This window comes from Pseudomonas entomophila, assembly GCF_013523125.1.
Lineage (GTDB): Bacteria > Pseudomonadota > Gammaproteobacteria > Pseudomonadales > Pseudomonadaceae > Aquipseudomonas > Aquipseudomonas entomophila_B.
In genome coordinates, this window is sequence record NZ_JAAMQJ010000119.1 from 1 (window position 1) to 419 (window position 419).

A 419-nucleotide genomic window follows, 5' to 3' on the forward strand; every position below is an offset into this window, starting at 1 on the left:
ATGCGCGGTTCCCAGCGGCCCAGTGAGCGGGCAACCTCGGCCTGCACGGCACTTTTCCAACCGTCGTTGACCGGCATGTCGACGTAGCGGCGCAAGGTGCTGCCGTACTCCGGGCGCATGCGCCGGCTCCCCACGGGGGTCGTCAGGATGTCGCCGATGGACTGCTTGAGGTGGTCAACCCCGGACAGCGACAGCCCCGTGTTGCGGTCGACGCCGATCATGGGGTCAGCCCTCGCGTACCAGGTCCGAATGCGCCTGCAGGAAGGTCATGGCCTCAGCGTCGCCCTCGGCAACGCTCACCAGGTGAGCACGCACGGGCAGTTCGCGCATGCTGTCCGGCAGGATCAGCACGCGGGAGGCGAAAACGGTATCGCGGAACGTCACCTGCGCCGGCGCCGGTGCGGCCTCGGTGGTGGTGT

1 protein-coding gene and 1 pseudogene are annotated in these 419 nt (G+C 68.5%); both read right to left on the reverse strand.

All coding sequences use genetic code 11. The annotated features are described in order from the left end of the window. The coding region (locus G7007_RS21890) for a GPW/gp25 family protein (RefSeq protein ID WP_181105191.1) at positions 1 to 221 on the reverse strand (221 nt) is incomplete at its 3' end. Positions 222 to 225: 4 nt separating this feature from the next. Beyond that, positions 226 to 419 (reverse strand): annotated as a pseudogene (locus G7007_RS21895) (hypothetical protein); the annotation flags it as partial.